At 45.4% G+C, this 7,281-nt stretch carries 6 protein-coding genes; all 6 read left to right on the top strand.

The features are described from left to right. Nucleotides 1–611 precede the first annotated feature (611 nt). Nucleotides 612–896 carry a type II toxin-antitoxin system HicB family antitoxin gene (locus tag ACLGL1_RS06180; protein WP_411007871.1) on the top strand — a complete coding sequence of 95 codons (285 nt, stop codon included), beginning with the start codon at nucleotides 612–614 and terminating at the stop codon, nucleotides 894–896. A 547-nt stretch (nucleotides 897–1,443) separates the two neighbouring features. Then, nucleotides 1,444–2,367, top strand: a complete 924-nt coding sequence (locus tag ACLGL1_RS06175) for a C40 family peptidase (RefSeq protein ID WP_411007870.1) — start codon at nucleotides 1,444–1,446, stop codon at nucleotides 2,365–2,367. A 245-nt stretch (nucleotides 2,368–2,612) separates the two neighbouring features. Then, on the top strand, nucleotides 2,613–4,598 hold the full coding sequence (locus tag ACLGL1_RS06170) for an LTA synthase family protein (RefSeq protein WP_411007869.1): 1,986 nt from the start codon (nucleotides 2,613–2,615) through the stop codon (nucleotides 4,596–4,598). A 316-nt stretch (nucleotides 4,599–4,914) separates the two neighbouring features. Next, nucleotides 4,915–6,219 carry an ATP-binding protein gene (locus ACLGL1_RS06165; RefSeq protein WP_411007868.1) on the top strand — a complete coding sequence of 435 codons (1,305 nt, stop codon included), beginning with the start codon at nucleotides 4,915–4,917 and terminating at the stop codon, nucleotides 6,217–6,219. A gap of 420 nt (nucleotides 6,220–6,639) precedes the next feature. Continuing rightward, a complete protein-coding gene (locus tag ACLGL1_RS06160; RefSeq protein ID WP_411007867.1) occupies nucleotides 6,640–6,882 on the top strand; it encodes a type II toxin-antitoxin system Phd/YefM family antitoxin in 243 nt (80 codons plus the stop codon). Then, nucleotides 6,879–7,256 (top strand): type II toxin-antitoxin system death-on-curing family toxin, encoded by a 378-nt coding sequence (locus tag ACLGL1_RS06155; RefSeq protein ID WP_411007866.1) that lies wholly within the window; start codon nucleotides 6,879–6,881, stop codon nucleotides 7,254–7,256. The genes ACLGL1_RS06160 and ACLGL1_RS06155 overlap by 4 nt, the downstream gene beginning before the upstream one ends. The last annotated feature ends 25 nt before the right edge of the window (nucleotides 7,257–7,281 follow it).

Here is a 7,281-nt window from a genome sequence, read left to right as displayed (position 1 = left end):
AAACCCGCAGTAACGAACTTACTGTAAAATATGATTTACCTTGTTTGGCCTGTTTGATTTATTAAGCCTAGGAGCAATTGTTCCTAGGCTTTTTTCTTTTACTCGGCCTTCTCTCTGCAGACCGCCGCATCCATCATCTGACGATGATGGCCGGCTGGTGTCGCTAACGCGACTGCTAAAGCACCAGCTCCGGTCTCAAGGAAAACCCGTAACGTAGAACCGTTACAAAAATAATATTTACCTTGTTTGGTCTGTTTGATTTATTAAGCGCATGAGCATCCGCTCATGCGTTTTTTGTTTGTCTTTTTGTTGATGCGAACGTTGTGCTCCGGGCCGGTCTTTCACAATAAGGAATTTTTAATGGTTGACGATGATACGTGTTAATACGCATTATATAGGTGTGAGGATGGATGCCTATGAAGAAAAAAATCTTGAAAAGCTCCTCAGAAAATGTGGCTGGGAATTAGCGAGATAAGGCGGCAATCATGAGATATGGGTAAAAGGCAAACAGAGCGAACCCATACCTAGTCATAAAGAAATAAAGGAACAGCTGGCAAAAGCCCTCATCAAAAAATTGGGCTTGCGGCATTGTGACTAGGAGATGGTTTAATATGAAAGCAACATACCCAATCATCATCCATCAAGCGGACCAAACGGGCTATCATTTTGTTGAAATACCCGATTTCGGCGGCTTTACTCAGGGAAAGGACTTGAATGACTGCCTGGAGATGGCTCAAGATTACATTAACCTTAGCGTCATTGATTTGGAGGATCACAATGCGCCCATTCCGCCGTCTTCAGATATCAATTGCTTAGAGCTTGGACCGGGTCAAGTGAAAAGCCTGGTCGCTATAGATACCGTCTCATACCGGCGGGAAAAAATAGCTGTCCGGTGAAAAAAACCTTGACCATTCCCAGTTGGTTAAATAAGAAAGCAGAGCAGAATAACATTAACTTTTCTCAAACGCTCCAAGAGGCCCTGATTAATAAGCTTTACCAATAAAGGCTGGCTCTATTTCTTTAAGCATCCCATCATCTCAATTGAAAACTTCCTGCTTGATCAGCCCAACCGGTTCGTCCGGTTGGGCTTTTTTGCCGCCTTCCATCCTGGCGGGTAAAAAGTCCACGCAACCTATATAAAAACAAGAGCAAAAAGGGGGCTATTTAACAACAAATAACAACAAACAAATAAAAATATTTGTTGTTTTTCCGGTCAAAAAAGCCGAAAAGACCCTTAAAAAATACGAACGCAAGTACCCAACTCCTTGTAGCCATTACAAGCCCCCTTCCTAAAAAGCCCACCATTAAGGGAATATACTTGTATTAATCTCGTAATCAGCTGAAAAATCATTGGTAACAATAGAATGACAGTTATCTACAAATGATTGAAAATGACCTCCCCCTGTGCTATGATTTACACCGTGTTAGAAAGGAAGTGTAGTTTTGATAAAGAAGACATTATGTGCGGTCACCTTGGCCCTCGCTACGGTAGCAGCCCTTGGTTTAGGTGCGCAACCTGCCCAAGCAGCAGATCCGGTATATTATGTCGCATCTCCTCAGCAGAACGACTGGCATCAAGTCACAGTTGACCAAGCTATTGTCAATCAAGAAGGCCTCATGTATCTGCCCATCAACTCTATTTTTAAAAACCTGGGCGTAGAAGTGGTCCTCAATCCTGATAACCAAGCCAATAAAATTAAACTCGTCAGCGGTCAAAACGCTTATGAGCTCTATACCTATAGCGCTGATAATAAAAAATACATCGGCGTGTCTGCCAATGGCCCCTGGTACCAATTGGCCCAATTTAACGGCTGCAATTATATTCCCATGGCCTTCATGCAGACCTTAACCAACCGAACCGTAGCTGTTTCCGGTGCCAATGTGGTCGCCTTTGTTGACCAAAAGCCCAGCTGGACCCAAACCCCCCAAGGCTACAAAAATACCAATCCTTTCTGGCGTGGTATTATCCCCGCTTATAGCTACACCCCGGTCGCGCCGGTCAGCACCAATGCTGCCCAGAGTGTCAACGGCAATACGGTTATCGCCTCTGCCCAAGCCCACATGGGTGTCCCCTATGTATGGGGTGGCATGAGCCCGGCCGGCTTTGACTGCTCCGGCTTAACCAGCTATGTCTTTGCTCAAAACGGTAAGTCCCTGCCCCGGACCGCAGCTGCCCAACAAAGCTTTGCCAAACCGGTGGCCTTTAATGACTTACAACCCGGCGACCTCGTCTTCTGGGGTGCCCCGGCTTACCACGTCGGCATCTATATCGGTGATGGCAAGTACATTCACGCCCCGGCCCCCGGACAGAGTGTTTCCATCGGCACTTATACCGGCTTCCCCTTCACCGGTGCAGGTCGTGTATAAGCTTTATTAAACCTATATTTACCAGCAAACATTTAAGCGCTTTCTCTTAATGAGAAGGCGCTTTTTTGCTTCACTGGCCGGTAAATGTGGCTAAAACAGGGCCTACTTGTTAAATAGTTGTAAAATACCGCCCGATGGCGTGCAAATCAATGGCGGCTGTGGTACTATTAGACCATTAATTAAAATAATCTTTACACAAATCATACTTGATTTTAGAAGGAAATTGACCAAGGAGGCCCTTTATCATGAAAGACAAACTTAAGGCCTTGGCGGTACGCCTGCGTGGGCGATTTTTTACACGTGATGTAGCCAAGTTCCTTAGCGGTGGCGCCCTGGCTGCCGCCGTCCTCACCATAATTGTACTCTTTATCGGTTCCTGGGGGTATGCCACCGGCCTATTCACCAGCTACTTTACCAACCCCTTAACCCTATTACTTAATTTTTTACCTATTTATGCCTGTATCCTCCTGATCGGCCTCATCGTTCAGAGCCTGCGGATCTCTGTTTTCCTATCCGGCCTCTTCTGGCTGGGCATCGCTGTCGGCAACGTGGCCATGATCAACTGGCGCCATGCCGCCTTAAAGCCCGATGACCTGGCCTTGGCCATCCCCATGCTGAAAATCCTCCCCCACTACCTGAGTGAGCTGGACATCAGCCTGGCCTTTTACGCCCTGGCCGGTATCCTGGCCCTGGCCGTCTTTGCCCGGCTCATGCCCAAGACCCACTTTCACCCCCTGTCCCGGCTCGTGGCCGCCCTCCTTATTGTAGCCATTGCCGCCGGCACCGGCACCGCCGTTTACGCCAGCACCCCCCTCTATAAGAGCCAGTACCTGAAAAACCAGAAGCAATGGTGCGACAGCACCGGTATCACCTACCGGCTCCATTCCGACCGCTACCAGGCCAATGGCGTCGTCTACTCCATGAGCTATAATACCAAGTTTGCCCTGGGCAATGACGAAGCTGGCTACAACCCGACCAATGGCCAGGCCCTGGCTGAAAAATACGGGTCCGAACCCATCCCTAAAGACCAAAAAGTCCACATCATCACCATCCTTTTAGAAAGCTACATGGACTTTTCCGATACCGCCAAGCCCTCCACCCTGCAATTCCCTAATGGCAACCCCTATGACCCCCTCCATGCCCTGCAAGACCGGTGCATCTCCGGGGAAATGATTAGCGATGTCTACGGCGGCGGCACCATCAATATTGAAACCGGCGTCCTGACCGGCCTCTACAAGCGGCACAATTACATCAACCGCCCCGGCCCGTCCAACGTCCGCTATTTCATGGAAAATGGCTACACCACCGTCGCCATGCACCCCAACGATGGCTACTTTTACTCCCGCTTTGACCGCAACCCCAACCTGGGCTTCCAGAACTTCCTCTACACCCAGAACCACTTCAAAAATAACCTCAGCGAGTACCTGCCCGATAGCGTCTTCATGCCGGACATCAAGGCCCAGCTGGACCGCTACAAGGGTCAAGGGCCCACCTTCCTCTATGCCGCCAATATGCAGGGCCACGGCCCCTATAACTGTGTCAGCATCAAAGACAAGGAATGGTTCCCCTACCAGGAAGGCATGCGGCGGCCCGCTTACGTCATGCTCAACAACTACTTCACCGATGTCAACCAAACCGCCACGGCCCTGACCGACCTGATCGATAGCCTGGAAAACGACGACGAGCCCGTCATCGTCCTGGCCTTCGGCGACCACAGCCCCCGGATGGAAGAAGGCGGCTACGATATCCTGGGCCTCAAGGCCCCCGATGGCACCGTCCAATCCAAACTCAACAACTACGCCACCCCCTACCTGATCTATGGCAATAATAAGGCCAAGGCCATGTTCAACACCAGCTTCACCGGCCAAGGCCCCACTATCGACCCGGAACAACTCATCTCCAATGTCCTCTTTAAAGAACTCGGCTGGCACGGCAACGCCTACCAGGCCTTCATGCAGGACATGGGCAACCGGGTCACCTGCCAAAAGCGGGACTTCTGGGTCGTTGACGGCCAACCCTCCGTCATCTATCCCCAGGAAATCAAAACCCTCCTGGATAATGTCGTAGACATCGACATCTTCCACAAACGGCAAAAATACGAGCCCGCCGAGCAAATCGACGAACGGGCCAATGTGGATAAATACGAAAGCAACTCCCCCGCCGGCGCCGATCCGGACTCCTCCGAAAACGCCGCCACCCGGGCCCAAACCGGCCAGTCCAAAGGCCGCTAGCCTCTAGCTAAGTCCTTATCAAGCAAAAGCCACCGCGCAAGTCGGTGGTTTTTTTGTGGGCCGGCTGTTATCGCTCTTTCCGTCTAGCCGCCTGTAGAATGGGTTAGAGGGTGCTTGCCCTAGGAGAAGAGCGGCCCCTCCATCTAGAGATAACCTGTTTCAGGGGTCCATTCAATGGAAATCAATCCTATTTAGGAAAAGTTCCGAAACGGAATTATTTCTAAATAGGATTGTCCTATTTAGCTGGAAATGATATCCTGTACTTAGCTTAAACGCCAAAACAGGACTATTTTTAAATAAAGAGGCGGGTCAACTTATGGAAATAAAAAGAGATCATTACCTAGCTAAGTTAATACGCAAGATGGATAATGGCTTCATAAAAGTCATTACGGGGATTAGAAGAAGCGGCAAATCCTATTTACTGAACAAGCTGTTCTACAATTATTTAGTTGAGAGTGGCATAGATGACGACCATATTATAAAATTTGCCTTTGATTCAGGTAGAGACTTATTGAAAATCGGTGAAGACCTAGTAGATTTAGATATCCTCGGTAGGGAGCGGTTAGTTAACCCTAAAAGATTTTTAGAGTATATAGCCGGCAAAACGAATGATTATGAAAAGTACTATATCCTTTTGGATGAAGTCCAATTATTAGCGTCTTTTGAACAAGTTCTTAATGGCTTTTTACGGCAAGATAACTTTGATGTTTATGTAACCGGGAGCAACTCTAAGTTTTTATCAAAAGATGTCATCACAGAATTTGCCGGTAGAGGCGATGAAATCCATATCATGCCCCTAGTGTTTTCAGAATTCCTTCAAACTTACCCGGGTGCTAAAGAAGATGCCTTTGCCCACTACCAGGTATTTGGCGGCTTGCCCGCCCAATGCTTAATGGATAGCGATGAAGAAAAAATGAATTATTTAAAAGGACAACTGGATAATGTTTACCTGAGGGATATCATAAATAGGTATAACATCCGCTCGAAAAATGAACTAGGTGACTTATTGAATATTTTGGCATCCGGTATTTCAACGCTTACAAATCCGACAAAAATAGAGGCTACATTTTTATCGGTAAAAAAATCAAAAATAAGTGCCAACACCATTGATAAGTTTATAGGCTATTTCGAAGATGCCTTTATGCTTAAAAAGGTTTACAGGTATGATGTAAAAGGCCGCAGATATATAGATACACCCTATAAGGTATATTTTGAAGATGTGGGGCTTAGGAATGCGAGATTAAATTTTAGACAGATTGAGCCAACCCATTTGATGGAAAATATCATTTATAATGAATTAAGATTTCGTGGGTATATGGTTGATGTAGGGATGATTACAAAAAGAGAAAATGATCAGCAGGGTAGGGACATAAAAAAACAGCTGGAAGTTGACTTTATTGCCAACCTTGGAAGTAAAAGATACTACATTCAATCTGCCTATAGTCTTCCCTCAAGCCAAAAAGTGAAGCAAGAGAAAGCATCCCTATTGAGCATTGATGATTCCTTTAAAAAAATAATAATCGTACAAGACAGAATAAAGCCATTCTTAGATGAACATGGCATACTTACTATTAATTTGTTTAATTTTTTATTGGATAAGGATAGTCTGCATACTCTATAATTCAACTGGAAATCAATCCTATTTAGGAAAAGTTCCGAAATGGAATTATTTCTAAATAGGATAGCTTAAACGAGACTTCCGGGTGCTGATGATTTCAGTAAAAAGGCCTTGCTAAGTAAGTGCTATTGCCGGGGCTTTTGAATACGCGCAGGGAAAATGGGAGGCTCTTGCTACATAAACCCCTAAATGCTATCCTAAAACTAGGAAAAAAGAAGTGATCAACCTATGTGCACAAACTATGTGCACAAAAAACCACCGAGTGCGAGTCGGTGGTTTTTTTATGGGCCGACATTTTAGCTATTCTCAACTCTATCTTAGGAGTAATCCCTAAATGGCATCATGTTAAATAGAATTGCTTTGCGAAAAATAGGATAAATAAAGCCTAAATTTGTGATATAATCTTTATAGGAGGGTGATTTCATGAAAATTAATACAAATATGCTTGTTTCTATTACTGAAGCTAACCAAAACTTTTCTAAAGTAGCTCGCTTAGTTGATGAGCAAGGATCCGCAGTTATCTTAAAAAACAACAATCCAAAATATGTTATTCTTGATTATAGTGCACTTGATGCTTTAACCCTGGCTGATGACGAAGATATTTCTCTTGTTTCAAAGCGTCTCATGAAAAAAAATAAAAAGGCTTATGAGGAACTGGCCAAATGATTCGCCTGACCAAGGACCAAGTTTTACGCCTTCACAAGTCTTTAATTGAGACCTTTGGAGGAGAAGCCGGTATAAGAGATCAAAATTTATTGGACTTGTCGCTAAAAATCCCCTTTCAGACTTTTGATGGCAAGGATTTATATCCAGGCCCAATAAAAAAGATTGTGCATTTGGCATTCTCTCTTATTAGAAACCATCCTTTTGTTGATGGAAACAAAAGAATTGGCGCACACCTTATGTTGCTTCTTTTAGAAATGAATGGCTACATTTTAGAATATACGCAAGAAGAACTAATTGACCTTATTCTAGCAGTTGCGGCATCAAATAAATCAGAAGACGAACTATTATATTGGGTTAAAGACCATATACTTTGAATGCGTCTTGTTTTAAGCCGGCATG

The sequence above is a fragment of the Peptococcus simiae genome, from assembly GCF_046569735.1.
Lineage (GTDB): Bacteria > Bacillota > Peptococcia > Peptococcales > Peptococcaceae > Peptococcus > Peptococcus simiae_A.
The sequence above is the reverse complement of the archived record's forward strand: the minus strand, read 5'-3'. Positions and strand labels throughout refer to the sequence as shown.